The sequence below is a fragment of the Saccharopolyspora griseoalba genome, from assembly GCF_042665275.1.
Taxonomy (GTDB): Bacteria; Actinomycetota; Actinomycetes; order Mycobacteriales; family Pseudonocardiaceae; genus Saccharopolyspora; species Saccharopolyspora griseoalba.
Genome location: NZ_JBHTCJ010000001.1, coordinates 454,960 through 475,312, shown reverse-complemented (window position 1 = coordinate 475,312; position 20,353 = coordinate 454,960). Strand labels below are relative to the sequence as shown.

At 71.9% G+C, this 20,353-nt stretch carries 17 protein-coding genes; 7 read left to right on the top strand and 10 right to left on the bottom strand.

The window, feature by feature from the left end; genetic code table 11:
• Positions 1-3 precede the first annotated feature (3 nt).
• Positions 4-981: an adenosine deaminase gene (locus ACFQRI_RS02130; protein WP_380663672.1), complete on the top strand. Its 978-nt coding sequence runs from the start codon at positions 4-6 to the stop codon at positions 979-981.
• On the opposite strand, the gene ACFQRI_RS02125 is transcribed toward ACFQRI_RS02130, so the two are convergent.
• Positions 982-1,605, bottom strand: coding sequence for a class I SAM-dependent methyltransferase (locus ACFQRI_RS02125; RefSeq protein WP_380663669.1), 624 nt, complete (start codon positions 1,603-1,605; stop codon positions 982-984). It abuts the gene before it with no gap.
• 40 nt (positions 1,606-1,645) lie between these two features.
• The gene (locus ACFQRI_RS02120; RefSeq protein ID WP_380663665.1) at positions 1,646-2,764 is read right to left on the bottom strand and encodes a DivIVA domain-containing protein; all 1,119 of its coding nucleotides are present in this window, start codon (positions 2,762-2,764) and stop codon (positions 1,646-1,648) included.
• Positions 2,765-3,099: 335 nt separating this feature from the next.
• On the opposite strand from ACFQRI_RS02120, the gene ACFQRI_RS02115 reads away from it, so the two are divergent.
• Positions 3,100-4,296, top strand: coding sequence for a phosphodiester glycosidase family protein (locus tag ACFQRI_RS02115; RefSeq protein WP_380663661.1), 1,197 nt, complete (start codon positions 3,100-3,102; stop codon positions 4,294-4,296).
• Here ACFQRI_RS02115 and ACFQRI_RS02110 read toward each other — a convergent pair.
• Together ACFQRI_RS02110 and hisD are read right to left on the bottom strand one after the other, a co-directional pair.
• Complete coding sequence (locus ACFQRI_RS02110) at positions 4,293-5,615, bottom strand: MFS transporter (RefSeq protein ID WP_380663657.1); 1,323 nt, start codon at positions 5,613-5,615, stop codon at positions 4,293-4,295. The genes ACFQRI_RS02115 and ACFQRI_RS02110 overlap by 4 nt on opposite strands.
• Positions 5,616-5,644: 29 nt before the next feature.
• Entirely contained in the window at positions 5,645-6,964 is a 1,320-nt protein-coding gene (gene hisD, locus ACFQRI_RS02105) for a histidinol dehydrogenase (RefSeq protein ID WP_380663654.1), read from the bottom strand.
• Positions 6,965-7,073: 109 nt separating this feature from the next.
• Between hisD and ACFQRI_RS02100 the strand changes: the two genes are divergently transcribed.
• Positions 7,074-8,069 (top strand): LacI family DNA-binding transcriptional regulator, encoded by a 996-nt coding sequence (locus ACFQRI_RS02100; protein ID WP_380663652.1) that lies wholly within the window; start codon positions 7,074-7,076, stop codon positions 8,067-8,069.
• 154 nt (positions 8,070-8,223) lie between these two features.
• Here the strand turns inward: ACFQRI_RS02100 and ahcY are convergent, their stop codons facing one another.
• Together ahcY and ACFQRI_RS02090 are read right to left on the bottom strand one after the other, a co-directional pair.
• Complete coding sequence (gene ahcY / locus ACFQRI_RS02095; protein WP_380663352.1) at positions 8,224-9,684, bottom strand: adenosylhomocysteinase; 1,461 nt, start codon at positions 9,682-9,684, stop codon at positions 8,224-8,226.
• A gap of 493 nt (positions 9,685-10,177) precedes the next feature.
• Positions 10,178-10,645: an SRPBCC family protein gene (locus tag ACFQRI_RS02090; protein ID WP_380663649.1), complete on the bottom strand. Its 468-nt coding sequence runs from the start codon at positions 10,643-10,645 to the stop codon at positions 10,178-10,180.
• 894 nt (positions 10,646-11,539) lie between these two features.
• Between ACFQRI_RS02090 and ACFQRI_RS02085 the strand changes: the two genes are divergently transcribed.
• Together ACFQRI_RS02085 and rpiA are read left to right on the top strand one after the other, a co-directional pair.
• Entirely contained in the window at positions 11,540-13,633 is a 2,094-nt protein-coding gene (locus ACFQRI_RS02085) for a sensor histidine kinase (RefSeq protein ID WP_380663646.1), read from the top strand.
• Positions 13,634-13,963: 330 nt separating this feature from the next.
• Entirely contained in the window at positions 13,964-14,716 is a 753-nt protein-coding gene (gene rpiA, locus ACFQRI_RS02080) for a ribose-5-phosphate isomerase RpiA (protein ID WP_380663644.1), read from the top strand.
• Between the two features lie 52 nt (positions 14,717-14,768).
• Here rpiA and ACFQRI_RS02075 read toward each other — a convergent pair whose 3' ends face one another.
• The 4 genes from ACFQRI_RS02075 to ACFQRI_RS02060 all read right to left on the bottom strand — a co-directional run bounded on the left by ACFQRI_RS02075 (position 14,769) and on the right by ACFQRI_RS02060 (position 18,345).
• Positions 14,769-15,347 (bottom strand): DinB family protein, encoded by a 579-nt coding sequence (locus ACFQRI_RS02075; RefSeq protein ID WP_380663641.1) that lies wholly within the window; start codon positions 15,345-15,347, stop codon positions 14,769-14,771.
• 13 nt (positions 15,348-15,360) lie between these two features.
• Positions 15,361-16,767 (bottom strand): selenium-binding protein SBP56-related protein, encoded by a 1,407-nt coding sequence (locus ACFQRI_RS02070; RefSeq protein WP_380663638.1) that lies wholly within the window; start codon positions 16,765-16,767, stop codon positions 15,361-15,363.
• A gap of 100 nt (positions 16,768-16,867) precedes the next feature.
• The gene (locus ACFQRI_RS02065; protein ID WP_380664567.1) at positions 16,868-17,923 is read right to left on the bottom strand and encodes a nucleotide sugar dehydrogenase; all 1,056 of its coding nucleotides are present in this window, start codon (positions 17,921-17,923) and stop codon (positions 16,868-16,870) included.
• Positions 17,920-18,345: a hypothetical protein gene (locus ACFQRI_RS02060; RefSeq protein ID WP_380663635.1), complete on the bottom strand. Its 426-nt coding sequence runs from the start codon at positions 18,343-18,345 to the stop codon at positions 17,920-17,922. The genes ACFQRI_RS02065 and ACFQRI_RS02060 overlap by 4 nt, the downstream gene beginning before the upstream one ends.
• Positions 18,346-18,741: 396 nt before the next feature.
• On the opposite strand from ACFQRI_RS02060, the gene ACFQRI_RS02055 reads away from it, so the two are divergent.
• Both ACFQRI_RS02055 and ACFQRI_RS02050 read left to right on the top strand, forming a co-directional pair.
• Positions 18,742-18,999: a WbqC family protein gene (locus ACFQRI_RS02055; protein WP_380663632.1), complete on the top strand. Its 258-nt coding sequence runs from the start codon at positions 18,742-18,744 to the stop codon at positions 18,997-18,999.
• Between the two features lie 85 nt (positions 19,000-19,084).
• Positions 19,085-20,053 (top strand): LysR family transcriptional regulator, encoded by a 969-nt coding sequence (locus ACFQRI_RS02050; RefSeq protein WP_380663628.1) that lies wholly within the window; start codon positions 19,085-19,087, stop codon positions 20,051-20,053.
• Positions 20,054-20,353 lie beyond the last annotated feature (300 nt).

Below are 20,353 nucleotides of genomic sequence, written 5' to 3'. Positions count from 1 at the left end.
CGCATGGTTAGGGGAGGAACCGCTCTGCCAACAGCGGAGCTGCACATTCACATCGAGGGCACGCTCGAACCGGAGATGCTGGTCGAGCTGGCCGCGCGCAACGGGGTCGCGCTGCCCACGACCGACCTCGACGAGCTGCGCGCGAAGTACTCCTTCGCCGACCTGCAGTCGTTCCTGGATCTCTACTACGACAACCTGCCGGTGCTGCGCACCGACCAGGACTTCTACGACCTCACCAGCTCCTACCTCGCGCGCGCCGCGCGGGCCGGGGTGCGGCGCGCCGAGATCTTCTTCGACCCGCAGGTGCACCTGCGCAACGACGTCCCGCTCGCCGCGATCTTCGACGGCATCACCGGCGCGCTCGGCGACTCGGAGATCTCGTCGGACCTGATCCTGTGCTTCCTGCGCGATCTGGGCCCGGAGGCCGCGATGGAGACGCTGCGCACGGCGCTGCCGTTCCGCGAGCGGTTCATCGGCGTCGGACTGGACTCGGCCGAGGTCGGGTTCCCGCCCGCCCCGTTCAAGGAGGTCTACGAGCTGGCCGCGGCCGAGGGCCTGCACCGGGTCGCGCACGCCGGCGAGGAGGGCGGTCCGGACTACGTCCGGCAGGCGCTGGACGTCCTCGGGGTCGAGCGCATCGACCACGGCATCCGCGCGATGGAGGATCCCGAGCTGGTGGCGCGGCTGCGCGACGAGCAGGTGCCGCTGACGGTGTGCCCGCTGTCGAACGTGGCGCTGCGCACCATCGACCGGCTGTCCGACCACGTGCTGCCGCGGATGCTCGACGAGGGCCTGCTGGCCTGCGTCAACAGCGACGATCCCGCGTACTTCGGCGGTTACGTGGACGACAACTTCGCGGCGCTGCGCAGCGAGCTCGGCCTGACCGAGCAGCAGCTGGCGACGCTGGCGCGCAACTCGTTCACGGCCGCGTTCGCCACCGAGGAGCAGAAGGCGGCCTGGAAGGCCGAGATCCCGGGCTGATCAGCCCGCCTTGCGGGCCGTCAGGCGTTCGATGATGCCGAGCTTGAAGCGCTCCTGCTCGACGATGTCGAACCCGGCGGCCCGCAGGAGCGCCGCGGGACGGCGCCGGAAGTGCTCGCCGCCCATCGGGACGGTGATCAGCTCGGCGGCGCGCTGCACCAGGCGCGCGGGCCAGGCGGTGCTGACCACGTGGTCGGCCAGCAGAAGCGTCCCGCCGGGCCGGAGCACGCGGTGCATCTCGGCGACGGCCCTGTCGTGCTCGGGGATCGCGCACAGCGAGAACGTGCACACCGCGGTGTCGAAGGAGGCCTCGTCGAACGGGAGTTCGCGGGCGTCGCCCTCCAGCAGCTCCGCGGGCGTGCCGAGCTCGGCGGCCCGCAGCCGGGCCAGCTGCAGCATCTGCGGGCTCCACTCGATGCCCGTCAGCTGCACCTCGGCCGGGTAGCTCGGCAGGTTCAACCCGGTGCCGATGGCCACTTCCAGCACCGCACCGCGCGCCCGCGAGCACACCCACGAACGGCTGTCGCCCGCCATGAACCGCTCGAAGTAGCCCATCGCGCGGTCGTAGGAGGGCGCCGACCGGTCCCAGTAGCGCCGGAGCTTGCCATCTCGCGCACCGTCCACGGCCGCCACGCTACCGCGCCGCGGCCGCGGATGTCGGCCGTCAACCGGGTTGCGAGGCGTTCTGACCCGTTTGCAGGTCGCCGCTCAGCCGCGCGGGGAACGCCCCCGCCGGTGGCGAGCCGTCCGGAGCGATCGGGCGCACGTTCGTCGTGGTGGGCCGCTGATCTCCCGCGGGCTGCGGGATCGGACCGGTCCCCCGCCCGCTGCCGTCGGGCGAGGCGGCCGACGGGGCGACCGGCCGCAGGTTGCGCGCGGTGAGGTTCTGGATGCTCACCGCGACGACCTTGAGGAAGGCCAGCACGCCCTCCTCGTCGTAGCCGGGCATGCCGGGCCCCGGCGGGTTGAAGCGCGCGTTGAGCACGTCCTTGGAGCTGACCGCGTCGGCGCCGCGCAGGGTGGCCTGCACGCGGTCCATGAACGCGTCGACCTCGGCCTTGTCCAGCGCGCTGCTCAGCGACTTGGCCGGTTCCAGCGCGCCGAAGCGCGCGGGATCCCGGACCATCTCGCTGGCCGAGGCCGTGGCCTGCGCCGCTCGCGGCACCTGCGGGGGCGGCGGGGCCGGCGCGGGGGCCTGCACCGTCTCCGGCGCCTCGGCGGCGACCGCGGCAGGCGGCAGCACCGGCCGAGGGGTCGCGCGCGGCGGTTGGGCGGGCTGGGCGGGCCGCGGCCGCTGCGGCAGCTGTCCGCGGGTGGCCTCCGGGTCCGGCCGTTCCGGCCTGCGGGGCCGCGCGGGCTGCTGGGACGTGGGCTGCTCGGCCGGGTGCTGGCCCGCTGCGTGCTGCTCCGGGGCGGGCTGCTCGGGCGCGTCGTCCTGCGGTTCGGCCCACCTGCGGCGTCCGCCGGAGGTCTTGGCCCCCGCGCCGGAGCGCAGCCGGTGCTTGCGCGGCAGTTCCTCCTCGTCGCGCACCTCGAGCTTCATCAGCGTGAGCGCGACCTGGTCCAGGAAGCGGTCGACCTGGGACTTCTTGTAGGCGCGGGCGCCCTTCTTGCGCGGGCTGAACCGAGCGGTCACCACGTCGCGCGCCGTGACCAGCCGCTTGCCGCGCAGGGTCGCCTCGACCCGCGCCAGGAACCGGTCCACCTCGGCCTCGTCGTAGCCGCGCTCCTTGCGCCACGCCCCGCTGAAGACGACGTTGCGCACGTCATCAGGGGTGAGCATCTTCTAACGGCCTCCAGGACGTCCGCGTCTTTCCTTCGGACGCCTTGCCCAGCATGTTCGTACGCCGGACCCCCGACCCGTCCGTTTTGCACGCCAAGCTTGCCGGACCGGTACCGCGCAGATCAAGCCCGTCGCGGGCCACGTCACCGGCGCGACCCCGGGTCGCGTTCGCACGCGGCCGGTTTCAGCTCCGGACGGTCATCGCCCCGTCGCCTGGCGTGTTCGCGGCCAGCACGCCCCATTCGCCGGACGCACACCGCGCGTTCATCGCCGGGTGATCGCATGTGATCGCTCGATCACGCACCGCCATCCCACCGGAAGGGGCGCCTCCCGCGATGCGTTCGGCTCGACTTCGCGCGCTCGCCGCGGCACTGGCCGCGGGTTTCGCGCTGACCCCGGTACCCGTGGCCGCGGCAGGCGGCGACGCGCAGCTCGCCCCCGGCGTCACCTACCGGCCCTTCGAACTGTCCACTTCGCACGGACCGGTGCGCGGGCACGTGGTGCGCGTGGACCTGACCGATCCGCGCGCGGACCTGGGCCTGCTGCACCCCGGATCGGTGGCGGCCAAGGACGAGATCGCCGACCTGACCAACGCCGACGGCGCCGTAGCCGGCGTCAACGGGGACTTCTTCAACATCGCCGAGGAGCACCCCGGCGTCGTGCCGACCAGCTCGGCCACCGGCCCGGCCATCGCCGACGGCCGGGAGCTCAAGGGCGCGGTGCCCGACGGCCAGCGGTTCGGTCCCGCGCTGCCCGCTGGAACGTCCAATGAGGACGTGCTGGCGCTCGGCACCGATCGCCGCGCCCGCATCGCGCACCTGGACCTCACCGGGACGGCCTCCGGCCCGCACGGGCGCATCCGGCTCTCCGGCCTCAACCAGTACGCGCTGCCCGTCGGCGGGGTCGGGGTGTTCACCGACGAGTGGGGCTCGGTCTCCCGCGCCCGCGCGGTCTGCGGCACCGACGAGGACCGCTCGGCGCCGTGCAGCGAGCGCACCGAGGAGGTCGTGGTCCGCCGCGGCGTGGTCAGCTCCGAGGCCGATGATCCCGGAGCCGGCGAGATCCCCTCCGACGCCGTGGTCCTGGTGGGCCGCGAGCGGGGCGCCGAGCAGCTCGAAGCCCTCGATCCGGGCGACCCGGTGGCGGTGCGCACCGCGCTGCTCCCCGCCGAGGCGCCTCCGCTGGAGTTCGCCGTGGGCGCCACCCCGATCCTCCGCGGCGGTGCCGCGCTGCCCGATCTGGACACCACCGAGCTCGCCCCGCGCACGGCGGCCGGCATCAGCCCCGACGGTTCGGTGGTGCACCTGGCGGTCGTCGACGGCCGATCGGCGATCAGCAGCGGGCTGAACCTGCGCGAGACCGCCGAGCTGCTGGCCTCCTTCGGCGCCACCGAGGGGGTCAACCTCGACGGCGGCGGCTCGACCACCATGGCCGTGCGCGAGCCCGGAGACGACCTGGCCACCGTCCGCAACGTCCCCTCGGACGGCCGACCGCGCCAGGTCGCCAACGGGATCGGCGTGTTCCGCCGCTAGCCGCTCCGCTCGCGCAGCGTCACCAGGTCGCGGTCGCGGGTCTCGGGAGCCGCCGCCATCGACAGCGCGGCGATCAGCGCCCCCGCGGCCACCAGCGCGGCCACGCTCCACGACGCGCCGCCGGACCACAGGATCAGGCTGGTGGCCAGCAGCGGGGTGAACCCGCCCAGCAGCACGCTGCCCGCCTGGTAGCCGATGGACACGCCGCTGTAGCGCACACGAGGCTCGAACAGCTCGGTGTAGAACGCCGCGATCGGGGCGAACACCGCGCCGTGCGGCACGGCCAGGGCGATCGCCAGCGCCAGCGCGATCAGCACCGGCGAGCGGGTGTCGACGAGCCAGAAGAACGGCCAGGCGTAGGCGGCCAGGAACAGCGCGCCGCCGAGGAACACCGGCTTGCGCCCCACCCGGTCGGACAGCGCGCCCCACAGCGGAAGCACCGCGATGTTGAGCGCCGCGGCCAGCATCACCCCGGTCAGCCCGGCCTGCCGCGGCAGGTCCAGCTGCTGGGTGATGTAGGTGAGGATGAAAACGGTGAACACGTAGTAGTTCCCGCCCTCGGCGAAGCGCACGCCGATCGAGATCAGGATCTCCTTGGGGTGGGTGCGCAGGACCTCCACCAGCGGGCGCTCGGACCGGCCGCGGGATTCCGCGGCCGCCACGAACGACTCCGGTTCGCTGATCCGGAACCGGATGTAGAGCCCGACCAGGGCCAGCGCGATGCTCAGCAGGAACGGGATCCGCCAGCCCCAGGCGATCAGCTGGGGCTCGGGCAGCAGCGAGACCGCGCTGAACGCACCGGTTCCCAGCAGCAGACCGGCCGACACGCCCGTCTGCGGCCAGGCGCCGTAGCGACCGCGCCGCTCGTCCGGTGCGTGCTCGACGGCCATCAGGACCGCGCCGCCCCACTCCCCGCCGACCGCGAAGCCCTGCACCAGGCGCAGCAGCACCAGCAGCAGAGGCGCGGCGATGCCGACCTGCCCGTAGGTGGGCAGCAGGCCGATCAGCGTGGTCGCCGCGCCCATCAGCGTCAACGTCATCACCAGCGTGGCCTTGCGCCCCAACCGGTCGCCGTAGTGCCCGGCCACGAATCCGCCGACCGGCCGGGCGATGAACCCCGCAGCGAACGTGCCGAACGCCGCGATGGTGCCCGCTGCTGGGCTGATGTCGCTGAAGAACAGCTGGTTGAAGATCAGCGCCGCAGCGGTGCCGTAGATGGTGAAGTCGTACCACTCGATGACGCTGCCGATGGTGCTCGAGGTCAGGGTGCGCGCGGAGGACGGCGGGGCCGCGGCACGCGTCGTTGCGTTGACCGACATTGCGGGTTGTGCCTTCCGGTGTGCGGTGATCAGGAGCTGGTCAGGGCGTGCGGGGCCCACGGCAGTTCGGCGTCGCCGTGCTTGGCCGCGCGCACGTCGCCGGAGCGGGCGTGGCCCTCGAAGAGCTCCACGCGGGCCGCCCGTCCGCAGACCTCGCCGAGCCGCGCGCTGGCGGCCGGATCGGTGACCTCCTGGTAGGTGACCGTCTTGAGGTACTTGCCGACCCACAGGCCGCCGGTGTAGCGGGCCGCGCCGCGGGTGGGCAGCACGTGGTTGGTGCCGATCACCTTGTCGCCGTAGGACACGCAGGTGCCCTCGCCGAGGAACAGCGCGCCGTAGTCGCGCATCTTCTCCAGCGCCTCGCGCGGCCGCTCGGTGAGGATCTGCACGTGCTCGCTGGCGTAGCTGTCGGCCAGCCGGTAGGCCTCGTCGAGGTCGGCCACCACGTGCACCTCGCCGTGATCGCGCCAGGCGGGCTCTGCGCTGTCCCTGGTCGGCATGTCCGGCAGCAGCGCATCGACGTGCTCGATAACCTTCCTGCCGAGCTCCTCCGAGGTGGTGACCAGCACCGCGGGCGAGTCCGGGCCGTGCTCGGCCTGGCTGAGCAGGTCCACGGCCACCACGAACGGGTCGGCGTGCTCGTCGGCGACGACCAGGATCTCGGTGGGCCCGGCGAACAGGTCGATGCCGATCTCGCCGTAGAGCTGGCGCTTGGCCTCGGCGACGAACGCGTTGCCCGGGCCGGCGAGCATGTCCACCGGTTCGATCGTCTCGGTGCCCAGCGCCATGCCGGCGACCGCCTGCACCCCGCCGAGCAGGTAGATCTCGTCGGCCCCCGCCAGGTGCATGGCCGCAACGGTGGCGTCCGGGACCTCCCCGCGGATCGGCGGCGTGCAGCCCACCACGCGCGGCACGCCCGCGGCCTTGGCGGTCAGGATCGTCATGTGCGCCGAGGCCAGCAGCGGGTACCGCCCGCCGGGCACGTAGGCACCCGCGGCGGCCACCGGGACGTGCTTGTGCCCCAGCACGACCCCGGGCAACGTCTCGACCTCGATCTCGCGCATCGATTCCAGCTGCCGCTCGGCGAACCCGCGCACCTGCTGCTGGACGAACCGGATGTCGTCGATGACCTGCTCGGGCACGCGCGCGAGGATCTCGGCGATCTGCTCGTCGGAGAGCCGGAAGGACTCCGGTTCCCAGTTGTCGAACCGGGCCGAGTGCTCGCGCACGGCCCGATCACCGCGGGCGCGAACGTCTTCGAGGATGGTCGCGACCTTCTGCTGGACGTCGGACGACGAGGCGGTGGTCGCCGCGGAACTGGCCGCAGCGGTCTTGAGCGCGAGCGCCATGCTGGAACCTCCGTGATGTTTACGTACACATGGACGGTAGATCGGGTAGCATGTTTACGTAAACCCGCGGATCGCTCTCCCTCGATCCAGAACCCGTTGGAGGTCGCCGGTGGTCACCAGCCGGGACGTCGCGCGGCTGGCCGGCGTGTCGCAGATGACGGTCTCCCGCGTGCTGCGGGACAGCGACAAGGTCGCCGCGCCGACCCGCGAGAAGGTGCTGGCGGCGATGCGCGAGGCCGGCTACCGGCCGCACGCCGCGGCGCGCACCATGCGCACCCGGCGCACGGCGACGATCGGCGTGGTCGTCGCCGACATCACCAACCCGTTCTACCCGCAGCTGCTGGAGGCGGTCTCGACCGCGCTGGAGGAGTCCGGGCAGCGCATGGTCCTGTGGAACGGCCCGGACGGCACGGGCGCGCTGGAGTCCCTCGACGAGGGAACGGTGGACGGGCTGATCTTCACCACCGCGACCGGGGCCTCACCGCGGCTGGCCGAGGCGGTCGGCCGCGGCGAGCCGGTCGCGCTGCTGCACCGGGGGCTCGACGAGCTCGACTGCGACCAGGTGACCACCGACAACGTCGAGGGCGGACGCGCGGTGGCCGACTACCTGGTGGGCACCGGGCACCGCCGGATCGGCTTCCTCGCGGGACCGGAGCAACCGACCACCGCCCGCCACCGCGAGCGCGGCTTCCGCGAGCGGCTGGCCGAACTGGGGCACCCGCTGGACGAGGCGCTGGTCGCCCCGGGAGGTTTCGCGCACGACGTGGCGCGCTCGGCGATGCGCGGCCTGCTCGATCGCGACGACCCCCCGACCGCGGTGTTCTGCGCCAACGACCTCACCGCGCTGGGAGCCGTGGACGGCGCCGTATCGCTGGGCCGGAACGTGCCGGGGAACGTCTGGGTCGTCGGCTACGACGACATCGCGCTGACCGCGTGGGACTCCTACGACCTCACCACGGTCCGCCAGCCGATCGCGGAGATGGCGCACGCGGCGGTGGCGCTGCTGCTCGAGCGGGTCGAGGACCGCGAGCTGAGCCCCCGCAAGCGGGTCTTCCCCAGCGAGCTGGTGGTGCGCGGCTCCACCGACCGCGCGCCCGCGCCCTGACGCGCGGCGGCACCCCGGCCCCATTGCCGGGGTGCCTACTACCGCCTACCTTGCGTGGAGCCTCGCGCCGTTTCGCAGCCGGCGCGATCATGGCCGGCCGTGCGCCTTCCCGGGAGTGGTGGGGAGACCGGGGAGGCCCACGGCCGGCCGCAACTCAGTAGCGGTAGTGCTCGGGCTTGTACGGCCCGTCCACGTCCACGCCGATGTAGGCGGCCTGCTCCTTGGTGAGCTTGGTCAGCTTCACGCCCAGGGCGTCGAGGTGCAGACGCGCGACCTTCTCGTCGAGGTGCTTGGGCAGCACGTAGACGTCCGTCTTGTACTCACCGGGCCTGGTGAACAGCTCGATCTGCGCGATCGTCTGGTTGGTGAAGGAGTTGGACATCACGAAGCTCGGGTGACCGGTCGCATTGCCCAGGTTCAACAAGCGCCCCTCGGAGAGCACGATGATCGAGTGCCCGTCCGAGAAGGTGTACTCGTGAACCTGCGGCTTGATCTCCTGCTTCTTGACACCCGGGGTCTTCTCCAGACCGGCCATGTCGATCTCGTTGTCGAAGTGGCCGATGTTGCCCACGATCGCCTGGTGCTTCATCTTGGCCATGTGCTCGGCCTTGATGATGTCGTAGTTACCCGTCGTGGTGATGAAGATGTCGGCGTACTCGACGACCTCTTCCAAGGTCTTGACCTCGTAGCCCTCCATGGCCGCCTGCAGAGCGCAGATCGGGTCGATCTCGGTGACGATCACCCGAGCGCCCTGACCCCGCAGCGACTCGGCCGAACCCTTGCCCACATCACCGAAACCGGCCACCACGGCCACCTTGCCGCCGATGAGCACATCGGTCGCGCGGTTGATGCCGTCGACCAGCGAGTGCCGGCAGCCGTACTTGTTGTCGAACTTCGACTTCGTCACCGAGTCGTTGACGTTGATCGCCGGGAACAGCAGGTCCCCCGACTTCACCAGCTCGACGAGCTTGTGCACACCGGTCGTGGTCTCCTCGGTGACGCCCTTGATCTCCTTGGACAACCTGGTGAACCGCTGCTTGTCGTTGGCCAGCGACGTGCGCAGGGTCTCCAGGACGACCTTGAACTCCTCCGGGTCGTCATCAGTCGGCTGCGGCACCGCACCCGCGGCCTCGAACTCGACACCCTTGTGCACCAGCAGCGTCGCATCCCCACCGTCGTCGAGGATCATGTTGGCGACCTTGCCGTCACCGAACTCCCACAGCTGATTGGTGCACCACCAGTACTCCTCCAGCGTCTCGCCCTTCCAAGCGAACACCGGAACACCGGCCGGCTTGTCCGGGGTGCCGTTGGGACCCACGACCACGGCCGCAGCCGCCTCGTCCTGGGTGGAGAAGATGTTGCAGGAAACCCAACGCACCTCAGCACCGAGCTCGACCAACGTCTCGATCAGCACAGCGGTCTGCACGGTCATGTGCAGCGAACCCGCGATCCGCGCACCCTTGAGCGGCTTCGAAGCCGAGTACTCCTCACGCGTGGCCATCAGACCCGGCATCTCGTGCTCGGCCAACCGAATCTGATGCCGACCGGACTCCGCCAGCGCAAGGTCCCTCACGGCGAACTCGATACCGTTGACCTTCTGCAGCTCTACGCTCATGACTTCCTCTCAAGCAAGGACGCTCAGCAAGATGGATGTCCACTCAGGACAAGACGTCGCGGCTTCGCGGAGCCGCTCTCGATCGGCTCAACACGACGTCGGCTCCCCCGACGGCCGCGAACCCCCTGGAAACAACAAAATGGGCACCTCCCGACAGGAGGCGCCCTTACCGTGGATGTCCCTTTACCCCGCCGGCCAAGCGTGGCGGACGCGAAGTCCGTTGCAGCGCCTCTCAGCCAGCGGTCGCGCTCCATCGGAGCGCATCGAGTCGGTCGAACCCGGCGTGAGCAAAATTTTGGGAGCGCTCCGCACTTTTGTCAACCGGCCGTCCCGCCGACCGGGAGCACCCCCGCGATCGCCGGCCGAAACCCGCCCCCGAGCACCGCGCGAGCTGCCGGAGTGAAACCGGCCACACCCCGGAACTCGGGAACCACCGCCGGAGGCGCCGCCCCGATCCGCGATCGAACGCGCGGACCGGGGCGTCCGCACCGGCTCACCGCAGGACCGTGCTGGACTGGACCACGACCTCGGCGGTGCGCTCCAGCGCCTGCTTGATGGCGGCGACCAGGTCGTGGTTCGGCGTCGAACAGGCGAACGCGGCGCGGGCGTGCTCGCTGACCGCGGCGTTGTCCGGGACCGCGATCTCCATGTGCCGCAGGAAGTGGGTCATGCCCTCCATCTCGGCGAGGCTGTAGGTCACCGTCACCGACGAACCGCCGCCGAAACCGCGCGACCGCACGATCCACCGCCTTCCCGGCTCGGCGGCCAGCACCGTCCAGCCGCGCGCCGTCGGCGGCTCACCCGCCTGGCGCTGCGGCCAGGAACCCCGCGCGACCTGGACCTGCGCCGGCACCACCGTCCACCCGGGATCGTCGACCGGACGGCCGTCCGACCAATTCGCCGGATCGGTTATGTAGTGGTACACGTCCAGCGCCGGGCGCTCTATCTCGGTTTCCGCCATCGTCGAATAGAAGGGCATGGCGCAGCGACCTCCCACTCGTTCCCCCCTGGGCGCCGGCAGCGCGACCGGATTACCCCCTGCTCGCACCATTGTTGCCCCTGGCGGCGAAACAGCAACTCGATCGTGGCGCCGCCGGTCGAAGGACGAGTGGATCCCGAGCGTGACGGCATATGCCACCGGCCGCGGGCCGAACGTGAAAGACCTTGCTCGAAAGCGAGTTTCAACCGCGAGCGCAGAGTCCGGCCGCCCTCGCGCCGCCGACCCGTCCACTGTGGAGGGGAACGCCCGATCACGAAGTCATCACGGAACGTCGAAATCGTCGCGAATTGAACGACTCGTGGTTGCCCCTGCAAACAGTTTTTGACCCGGACAGCACCGCCGGACATTTCACCCCGAACGCTATATCGTTTTCCGCGTCAACCCCGTTACACCTGGCCGCGAGAAGTGCGTCCGACCTCGGTGATTGACTCTCCGAGCACTCCCGATCACGGAAGTGAATTCTTGTCGAGCAGTGTTGTCGATCTTCACCCGAATGTGTAGTGTCTCGGCAAACGTTTGCGGCCGGTCGGGGGCCAACCAGGGGCTGAACACTGCCAACTGACGCCTACAGGTTCGCGGGAAATCATGGTTCGAATCGGGATATCCGTTCCGCTGCACGACGCTCGGCGCGTTCTCACCGAACGTGTCCGCCGCTAACGCGCAGCAGCCGAACAATCCGCTGATAACGCGAACCTCGCGGCGCTGAACTGCCGCGCCGACACCCATTCCCGGGAACCGTTCTTCCGGGGCGGAGGACACATGTCTGAACGCGGTCGACCCCGCTCGAAATACCACCTCGTGCCACGCGCGCTGCGGCCGAAAACGATTCGCGCGAGAACCGCGGCGCTGCTGGTCGTGCCGATCGTATCGCTGGTCGCGCTGTGGGCGCTTGCCACCGCGAACACCTCGCAGAACGCCTGGTCGGCGCACCGCGCCTCGGACGTGAACTCCGCGCTCGCCGGCCCGGTGGACGGCCTGATCGACGCGTTGCAGAGCGAACGCGACGCCGTTTCGCTGCACCTGGCCGCACCGGGCACCGGGCGCGGGGACGTCGACGCCACCCGCGCCGACACCGCAGCGGCCGAGTCGGAGCTGCGCACCGCCCTGCGGCAGGCCGAACCCGGCTCCCAGGTGCGCCACCGCACCGAGGCGCTGCTGGCCGACCTGCGTGAGCTGCCGCGGCGCGACACCGAGTGGCACGAGGCGTACAGCGCCTACGGGGACACCATCGACGCCGCGCTGGCCCTCTCGCAGTCCCTGGCCGACGTCCAGGAGGGCGAGGCCGCCTCGCACGCCCGCGTGGCCACCCGCCTGGCCCGCATCGACGAGTCGCTGCAGCGGCAGGCGTCGGTGGTCGGCGGGGCGCTGACCACCGGCCGGTTCACCGCCGAGGAGCACGAGGCCTTCGCCCGGGCGCTGGGCGGCCAGCGCACCCTGACCGCCGCGCTGCTGCCCGACCTCTCCCCCGAGCAGGCCGCGGCGTACCAGCAGCTGGTCGACTCGGTGCCCTTCCGCACGCTGACCGGGATGCAGGACTCGATGCTCGACCGCGGCACCGACCCGGCGACCACCGCCCGCATCTCGCCCGACCTGTGGCGGGACTCCATGGAGCAGCTGATCTCGGTCGTCGACGAGGCGCGCAGCACCGCGCGCTCGGCCGCCGCCTCGGCCTCAGACGCGCAGGCGGGTGCGGCACTCGAACGTGCGATGTGGACGGCCGCGCTCGGATTACTCGCCGTGACCCTGGCGCTGGTGGTCTCGATCCGGATCGCCCGCGGCATGGTGCGCGACCTCGTCGAGCTGCGCGACTCCGCGCAGCAGCTGGCCGACGAACGGCTCCCGCACGCCATGCAGCGCGCCCGCGCCGGCGAGCGGATCGACGAGGACCCGGCCATCGCGCCCGGCGAGGGCGAGATCGGCGAGGTCGGCGCGGCGCTCAACGACGTGCAGCGCTCGGCGCTGGCAGCCGCCGCCGAGCGCGCCGAGCTGCTCACCGACGTCTCGGGCGTGTTCGTCAACCTGGCGCGGCGCAGCCAGTCCCTGGTCCACCGGCAGTTGGAGCTGCTCGACACCATGAAGAAGCACGCCGAGGACCCCGCCGACCAGGGCGACCTGCTGCGGCTCGGGCACCTGGCCACCCGCATGCGCAGGCACGCCGAGGGGCTGATCGTGATGTCCGGCGCCACGCCGGGGCGGACCTGGCGACAGCCGGTCCCGCTGACCTCGGTGCTGCGCTCGGCCGCCGGTGACATGGAGGACCACGCTCGCGTGGACTTGGGACGGGTGCCCGACGTCTCCGCGCTGGGCCCGTCGGTGGCCGATCTGACCAGGCTGTTCACCGAGCTGACCGAGAACGCCACGGCGTTCTCCCCGCCGGACAGCACCGTGCGGGTGCGCGGCGGCGCCGTCGGCGAGGGCGTCGTGGTCGAGATCGAGGACGACGGCCTGGGCATGCCCGAGGACAAGCTGGCCGAGGCGAACCACACGCTCTCCGAGGGGCACCGGTTGGAGCTGTTCGACAGCGAGCGGATCGGGTTGTTCGTGGTCAGCCGCTTGGCGCAGCGCCAGGGGGTCGAGGTCTCGCTGCACTCCTCCCCCGCCGGGGGCACCACGGCCCGGGTCCGCCTGCCGGCTTCGGTCCTCGCCGCGCCCGCGCGGTCGGCCGAGCCCGAGCCGCCCGAACCCGACCAGCCGGAGCCGCAGCGCGCGGTCGCGACCCGGCCGTCCGAGACCGAGCAGGTCTGGACCGAGCCCGAGACCACCGAGGAACCGGTCGAGGCCGAGCTCGTCGAGGACGAGCTGCCCAGGCGCACCCGACGCGCCAACCTCGCCCAACCGCTCAAGACCAGCGCGGCCGAGGACGAGCAGTTCGCCGACGAGCTGTCCCCGGAGACGGCGCGAGCGCTGATCTCGGCGCTGCAGCGGCACCGCGACGGCGAGGACCGCTGAACCGGGCCCGGGACGAGCCGCAGCCCACCGGTCCTGCCCCCGAGCGCCGGCGCGGAGTCCCAGGTCCGCCAGGTGGTGCCCCGGCAGCCCCGAAGCCGGGGCACCACCTGGCGTCCTGCCGCCGAAGATCGCCGGGACGGACCGCGGAGGTTCGCGGCGATCGGGCACGGCTGATCGATTCAGGTCGTGGCGTGGCGGTGGCGGCGGACGAGGGCGGGGCGCTTTCCCAGGGCAGCGCGTGCGGTGCGCGCGGGGGCTACTAACGTTCCCCACGGCACCACCGGTTCCCGCCGGTGATCAGGTAGATCTTCCACAGGAGTCGCAGGATCGATGCAACCGAGTAACGAGCAGGACCGGGCCAAGTGGGCCGCCGGCACCGCCGCGATCGACGCCTACATCCAAGACGGCATGAAGCTCGGCCTTGGCTCGGGCAGCACCTCGCACTGGTTCGTCCGCGCGCTGGGTGAGGCCGTCGAGAACGGGCTCGACGTGGTGGGCGTGCCCACCTCGACCGGCACCCGCGACCTCGCCGTCGAGGTCGGCGTGCCGCTGACCACCCTGGCCGAGGCCGGTCGGCTGGACCTGACCGTCGACGGCGCGGACGAGATCGACGCCGACGGGGTGATGATCAAGGGCGGCGGCGCCTGCCTGCTGTGGGAGCGCATCATCGCCGAGACCTCGGAGAAGATGGTCTGCGTGGTCGACGAGAGCAAGGTCGTCGACCAGCTGGGCGCCTTCCCGCTGCCCATCGAGGTGGTCCAGTTCGAGTGGGAGGCCACCCGCAACGCCATCGGCGACCTGCTGGGCGGGCTCGGCTACGGCGAGGTCGAGCTGACCCGCCGGATGCAGGGCGACCAGCCGCTGGTCACCGACAGCGGGAACTTCATCGTCGACGCGCACCTGCGGGCGATCACCGACCCGCTGGCCATCGACGGCAAGCTGAACTGGATCCCCGGCGTGGTGGAGAACGGTCTGTTCGGCGGAATCGCCGCTGAGATGATCATCGGCCGCACCGACGGCAGCCACGAGGTCCGCGACGTCTCCAAGTCCCCCTCGGCCCGCCCGGACACCCGCGGCCGCTGAGCCGTTCGCGCGGACGAGGGGAACCCCGGTGGGGCTCTCCTCGTCCGCGCGATCAGCGGAACAGCTGCGCGGTGCGCTCGACGCGCTCCCGGTGCTCGGCCCAGAAGTCCGCGCCGCCTTCCGGGAGGTTGTCGCCCGGCTCGTTGAGCCCGACCGCCCCGTCCAGCGACTCCCGCAGGATGTCGGCGTGACCGGCGTGCCGGTTGGTCTCGGCGATCATGTGCACCAGGATCTGGTGCAGCGCGACCTCCCGCTTCTCCTCGGGCCACCACGGCACCACCCCGCGCCCCTCGAGCGGCAGGCCGCCGATCGTGGCGTCGGCGTGCGCGGCGAGCCCGACGACGTCCTCATGCGACTCGTCGGCGGTGACCCACATGTCGACGTGCGGGTCGTCGCCGAGGTCGCGCAACCACTCCGGGGTGTCCGGGAAGGGCCGGTCGAAGGTCGCGCCGAAGTAGCCGATCTCGCAGGCGGCGAGGTGCTTGACCATGCCGAGGAGGTTCGTCCCGGTGGGGGTCAGCGGCCTGCTCGCTCGCGCCGTCGAGCTTCCACAGCATCGAGACGCGGGCCGCTCGCAGGTACCGTTGCAGCACGTCCTTGGGATCCGGTGGCATGGCTCGGATTCTGGCACCGGAGACCGACGATCATCGGGCGTGGCAGTAGGAGTCCGACGAGGCGTCGCCGCCCTGCAGCCGGACCTGGTGCACCCGCCTGCCGCGGAACTCCTCGCCGCTGGGGAAGAAGCCCTCGTCGACCCGCAGCCCGCCCCGCTGGTCGGCGTCGAGCTTGGCGAACCACGCCCCCACCCCGTCCGGGTAGAACTGGTCGTCCCACGACCCGTACAGCGAGTTGGTCACGTACACCCGGCTGCCGTCCCTGCTGACCTCGACCATCTGCGGACCGCCCGCCAGCGGTTCCTCCGGTGCCGAGGGGTGCGGCGCGCGCCGGACGATCCCGCCGAGCCGCACCGACCCGGTCTCGCGCGGGTCGGCCGGGTCCGAGACGTCGTACTGCTTGAGCTCACCGGTGCCCCAGCAGGACACGTACAGGAAGCGGTCGTCGACCGACAGGTTGATGTCGGTGACCAGCGGCGGGACCGCGCCGAACGGCTGCAGCGCGGGCGGCAGCTCCTCGGCCGGGGCCGGTTCGGCCGGGATGCTGATCACCTTCTCGGCGGTCCACTCCCCGTCCTCGCGGTGCCAGCGCCACACGGAGGCCGACAGGTCCTCGGTGCTGATCACCACGCCGGCGAAGCCCCACGTGGCGTTCGGGTCGTGCGAGGGCCGCAGCTCGAGCACCATCTGGTGCTGCGGGCCGAGGTCCACGCGTTGCTCGTGCCTGCCCTCGGCCAGGTCCCAGAAGTGCAGCGCGTGCCCGTACTCGTTGCCCAGCAGCAGCTCCGGGACGACGCCGTCCTCGATCATCGACGGCGTGCCCCACTCGCTGGTGATCAGCGTGTTCTGGTTGAGGTGCCACCAGGCGTCGTAGGCCAGGCGCTGCGGCCCGCGATCGGTCTCCCAGGCGCGCAGCACGTCGAAGGTGTCGTGGTCGAGCACGGCGATGCCACCGGGGCCCTCGTCGCCGTCGACCCCGCCCAGGCAGGACAGGTAGATGCCGTCCGGCCCGCAGTGCAGCGTGTGCGGGCGGGAGTAGCCGGCGTTCGCGGCCAGCTCCTCGGCACCGATGGTGCGCACCAGGCGCGGCTGCCGGGGATCCGGCTGCGTGTCGTAGACGTGCACGTTCGACGAGCGCAGGCCGGGCAGCAGCAGATAGCGGCGCTGGAGGCCGTCGGTGTGGTGCCCGGCGTGGGCGAAGGCGCTGCTGCACGCGTTCCAGCCGAAGTGGTGCAGCTCGTCGCCCCTGGTCGGCAGCTCGGACCAGCCGACGACGCGCCCGTGGTCGGCCGATTCCGGATCGGTGTCGACCACGGCCAGCGCATCGGGCGACGCGCCGGAGCGGTCGAACACCACCAGGTAGGCCAGCCGTTCGGGCGGGGCGGCGATCGCCTCGACCGGGCTGCGGTAGAAGGTGGGATCGGTGGTCACGCTCATCGGGGCCCCCTCGAGGCAGATGGCAGTCCTCCCCCAGGATGCGCGGCCGGCGCCGGAGCGGCGACCGGCGTCCGCATCGCAGGACGTCGGCCGCCGCGGCCTACAACCCGGTGCAGCCCGGGCGCGACTCGATCCGGTAGGTGGTGTCCAGGACCGCCTCCTGGTCCTGCAACCAGGCCACGTCTTCGCCCGGGTGCACGGTGTGCACGACGACCAGGGCCCACCGCTCGCTGCCGGGGGCCGACCGGGACACCAGCTCGAACTCACCCAGCTCGAGGGAGGGCACCCGCGGGTCGGCGTAGTGCACCTGGGCGCTGCGGGCCGCCAGTTCCGCCAGGATCTCCGGCGCCGGGGATTCGCGGACGTCGGCGACGCCCGGTTTGTGGGCGACGCCGAGCACCAGCACTCGAGCTCCCGAGAGCGGTTTGCCGCCGTCGGCGAGCAGCTGACGGGCCCGCTCGACGACCATCCGCGGCCGGGTCGCGATCGCCCCCATCGCGACGTCCATCAGCGGTGCGGGTTGGCGCTGGGCCCGCGGCTGCCAGAGCAAGTAGTGCGTGTCGCAGGGGATGCAGTGGCCCCCGACTCCCGCGCCCGGCCGGAAGGTCATGAACCCGTAGGGCTCGGTCGACGCCGCCTCGACGATCTCCATCGGGTCAATCCCCAGCGAACGGCCCGCGTCGGCCAACTCGTTGATCACCGCGATGTTGACCGCCCGGAAGGCGTTCTCCAGCAGCTTGGTCATCTCGGCGGCCTCCGGGGAGGACACGGCATGGGTCTCCGCAGCGGTGCGCGCCAGCGCGGCCGCGGCGCGGCGGGCGCCCTCGGGCGTCACGCCCCCGACCACCCGCGGCGTGCCGCGCGGATCGTGCCGCGCGGACCCGGGGTCGATCCGCTCGGGGCTGTAGGCCACGAGCACCTCGCGCCCGACCTCCCAGCCGCGCCGCCGCAGCGGCTGGTCCAGCAGGTCGCGGGTGCATCCCACGTACGTGGTCGAGGTCAGCACGATCGTCTGCCCGCGACGGGAGTTGGCCACCGCCGACGCGCACACCGCGGTCAGCGCGCGCACCTCGGGCACGAGGTGCGCGTCGACCGGGGTCGGCACCGATATCAGCACGACCTCGGCTCCGCCGGTCGCAGCCGCGTTGGTGGTCAGGAACAGCAGGCCTGCCGCGAGTGCTCGGTCGAGCGCGCGCGGTCGGTTTCCGAGAGGTCGACCTGCTGCGAATTGATCGCCAGCAGGCGGGACTCGTCGGTGTCCGCACCGGTCACGGGGATGCCGGCGGCGGCGAGCGAAAGCGCGGTCGGCAGGCCGACGTAGCCGAGGCCGATGACCGCGGCGCTGGCGGGATCGCACCGCCGCCGCTCGACGGGTCGTGCCTCGGATGCCGAATTGAAGGGTTTTCCACGGAGTTTCGCAGTGCTCATCGCGAACGACTCCTCGATGCGAGATCGCTGCGCGCTCAGATCGCGCCTGGTGTTGGTGGATTCGCAAGATCCGCCCTGCGGGTTCCGGCAGCTGCACCGGACGGGGTGTTCGCCGGCGTGCGGGGCGCGCCGTCCGAACGTGTTGTCCACACTGCACCACCGTGGTGCTGCGAAATAGGGCACAAAGACCCGCAGCCCACCGCACCGGGACCTAGGGCTCGGGGTCGGGTTGCGGTGCGCGGCGCACAATCGCGGTGTCGACGCCGGTCGCCGTCGTCGGTGGGCGATCTCGTCCGCAGCAGCTGCCGGTCACCCGCGAGGAGCCCCCACGGGCGCACAGCGGCGGGACCGCCACGACATCGCCGCCTACCTCGGAATTCCCGTCGGTTCGGTGAACGCCTGGCTGGCCAGGCACCGCATCGCGCCCGTCGCCACGCGCACCCGAGGCCGGTCGCCGACAGCGGGGTTGATCGGCGACCGCCCGGCGCCGGAGCTCCCGCATTCCGGGGAGCGACAGGAGCGCTTGGTCGAGCTGGTTCGCGCCGTGTGGAGGGCCGTGCACCTGACCAGCAGCGGGGCACCTACCCGGTCGACTGGCTGTCCTTCCGGGAAGCGGGGCTCGCGGTGCGGGTCCAGCGCTTCGAGCACCCGACCTACGAGCAACCGCACGGCGCGTTCCTCGCCGGGCTTTCCGCGCTGGACCTGCTGTTCGCGCGGGGCCGCTCGGCACTCGCCGCGATCCGCGCCTCGAACCGCTTCGACGAACCCGCGCCGCCCGCAGGCGCGCCGGTTTTGTCCGTCTGAGCTGGGCGTTCGGCGTGCTAGGTTGATCCGGTCGGATCCTTTCCTTCATGCGGACGAGTGAAGGCGGTTCGCCGGGGAGGTGTGCGTGCAGCTCAAGGACGCGAACAGGTACCGCGTCGACTGGCTGGTCAGCTTCGCCGCGGTGATCCGGCACGGCGGCTTCTCCGCCGCGGCCAAGGCGCTCTACCGCTCGCAGTCGCGGGTGAGCACGCACGTGGCCGAGCTGGAGCAGGCGATCGGCGCCCAGCTGTTCGACCGCTCCGCGCACCCGCCGCAGCTCACCCCGGAAGGCCGCCTGCTGCAACGGCATTGCGACGAGATCCTGCGCCGCCTGGAGGCGCTCTCGGACCTGTCGTCGGCTTCCGGGCCCGCGTGCGGCGAGGTGCGGGTGGGCCTCTACCCCAGCGCGGCCGCCTACCTGTTCCCGCGCGCGGTGCTGCGGCTGCGGCGCAGCCACCCGGACGTGTCAGTGGTGCTGCACGAGTCCGACGCGCGCAGCCTCGAGAAAGCGCTGCAGCACGGGGAGATCGACCTGCTGGTGCGGCACACCCTGCCGGTGGTGCGGGCCAGCGGCTTCGCCAGCACGGTGCTGTGGCGCGAACCGCTGGTCGCGGTGCTGCCGGAGGCGCACCCGCTGGCCGGCGCGGGCTCCGTGCGGCTCCGCCAGCTCGCCGAGGAACCGCTGGTGATCATGGGTGAGACGTCCCAGGAGAGCTGGAACCAGACCGAACCGCACCTGGCCTTCGCGGGCGCCGGGCTGCACCCCGCGGTCGGGTTCCGGGCGACGCAGCCGCAGACGATGGTCTCGCTGGTCCGGCACGGGCTCGGCGCGGGCATGGCGAACGCGCTGGCGATGACCACGGCCGACCTGGACGGGGTGCGCCTGGTCCCGGTCTCCGACGCGGGCAACGAACGAGTGGTCGCCCTGTGGTGGCACGCCGACCAGCCGCGCTCGGCGGCCACCGAGGCGGTGCGCGAGGCGCTCCTGGCCGTGCCCCCGCCCCGCTTCCCCATCGGAACCGAGCCCCGCTCCGGTGAAGCGCTGGTGCACTGACCCCGCGTTCGACGCGCCGCCTCACCCTTCGGAGCGAACTCCGTTGTCCCGCAGCTGCTCGCCCGCTCGGCAGGTGACCGGCCGCCAATTTCGGCTGCTACCGCACGTCATCGGCGCATCACCGGGGCAACTCGTGCGAGTGCCTTCGCGATTCCACCGCATCTTTCTCCGGAATCGGGGCAACCCTGAGCGGGCAGGCGACGTGAACGGGGTGTCGCGATGCACACGGCCCGGACGACCGGGCCGCTGGGGGGCCCTGAGCACAACACCGGTGCGCGAGTTCAGTGCGGCACCGCGCGA

What these genes read in the sequence shown, in the direction of transcription:
- ACFQRI_RS02115 (WP_380663661.1), top strand. Translation starts at nt 3,100, where the DNA reads ATGCGTTCGGCTCGACTTCGCGCGCTCGCCGCGGCACTGGCCGCGGGT.
- rpiA (WP_380663644.1), top strand. Translation starts at nt 13,964, where the DNA reads ATGCAACCGAGTAACGAGCAGGACCGGGCCAAGTGGGCCGCCGGCACC.
- ACFQRI_RS02130 (WP_380663672.1), top strand. Translation starts at nt 4, where the DNA reads ATGGTTAGGGGAGGAACCGCTCTGCCAACAGCGGAGCTGCACATTCAC.
- ACFQRI_RS02090 (WP_380663649.1), bottom strand. Translation starts at nt 10,645, where the DNA reads ATGGCGGAAACCGAGATAGAGCGCCCGGCGCTGGACGTGTACCACTAC.
- hisD (WP_380663654.1), bottom strand. Translation starts at nt 6,964, where the DNA reads ATGGCGCTCGCGCTCAAGACCGCTGCGGCCAGTTCCGCGGCGACCACC.
- ACFQRI_RS02110 (WP_380663657.1), bottom strand. Translation starts at nt 5,615, where the DNA reads ATGTCGGTCAACGCAACGACGCGTGCCGCGGCCCCGCCGTCCTCCGCG.
- ACFQRI_RS02120 (WP_380663665.1), bottom strand. Translation starts at nt 2,764, where the DNA reads ATGCTCACCCCTGATGACGTGCGCAACGTCGTCTTCAGCGGGGCGTGG.
- ACFQRI_RS02070 (WP_380663638.1), bottom strand. Translation starts at nt 16,767, where the DNA reads ATGAGCGTGACCACCGATCCCACCTTCTACCGCAGCCCGGTCGAGGCG.
- ahcY (WP_380663352.1), bottom strand. Translation starts at nt 9,684, where the DNA reads ATGAGCGTAGAGCTGCAGAAGGTCAACGGTATCGAGTTCGCCGTGAGG.